Source organism: Methylorubrum zatmanii, assembly GCF_014845115.1.
GTDB classification, from domain to species: Bacteria; Pseudomonadota; Alphaproteobacteria; order Rhizobiales; family Beijerinckiaceae; genus Methylobacterium; species Methylobacterium zatmanii.
This window is the reverse complement of sequence record NZ_NKUI01000365.1, coordinates 1-700: the sequence shown is the minus strand read 5'-3', so window position 1 is coordinate 700 and position 700 is coordinate 1. Positions and strand designations below refer to the sequence as shown.

Annotated in this window: 1 protein-coding gene and 2 pseudogenes; 2 read left to right on the top strand and 1 reads right to left on the bottom strand. The window is 69.9% G+C overall.

Annotated features, from left to right (window positions below; genetic code table 11):
* Positions 1-195: pseudogene (locus tag MZTS_RS24775) on the bottom strand (polyprenyl synthetase family protein); the annotation flags it as partial.
* Positions 196-385: 190 nt separating this feature from the next.
* Here MZTS_RS24775 and MZTS_RS24770 point away from each other — a divergent pair.
* Complete coding sequence (locus MZTS_RS24770) at positions 386-613, top strand: putative signal transducing protein (RefSeq protein ID WP_192285979.1); 228 nt, start codon at positions 386-388, stop codon at positions 611-613.
* A pseudogene (locus MZTS_RS25430) lies at positions 603-700 on the top strand (methyltransferase); the annotation flags it as partial. The gene MZTS_RS24770 and the pseudogene MZTS_RS25430, both read left to right, overlap by 11 nt.

The window sequence follows — 700 nt, the reverse complement described above, 5'->3', positions numbered from 1 at the left end:
GATCGGGCGCAGGCGCTTGCCGCCTGAGGCGATCAGATGGTTGGCAACCTCGGGGATCATCGCCACGTCGGAGCCCGTGCGCGACAGGATCGTCGCGTTCACCCGCTCCATCCCGGCCGCGACCAGGCCGACGAGATCGGTGAGGCTGGCCTCCGGATCGGAGCGGCCTTCATCGAGGGAAACGACGACGCCCAAGCGCGATGCCTCCGGAAACCTTTGCCGGCACCGTGCCGGCACCCCTGCCCTGCGGCTGCCCCTGTCGCACGGGGCCGTCTGCACTGCAACACGCGCCCATGCCGCACGAGCGTGGGAAGGGGTGGACAAGAGCGAGGCCGGGATTACGACGATCCCCAACCGGAGGAGCCACCAGGGGAGCCTTGGCGCCGTGACGGAACTGATCCGCAGCAACGACATCGTCCTGATCGGCTTCGCCCGCTCCCTGTTGGAGGGAGCGGAGATTCCGCTTCTCGTGGCCGACGAGCATATGAGCATGATGGAGGGCTCGATCGGCATGTTCGGCCGGCGCCTGCTGGTGCCCGACGACCACGCCGCCCAGGCCCGGCGCATCCTCACCGATGCCGGCCTCGCCGCCGAACTGCGCGATGAGCCCTGAGCCGGATTCGTTTCTCGGCGGCCGCCTGCATCTGCGCCAGCCTCCGCGGGGTGCCCATCGGGCCGGAACCGACGCGGTGCTGCTCGC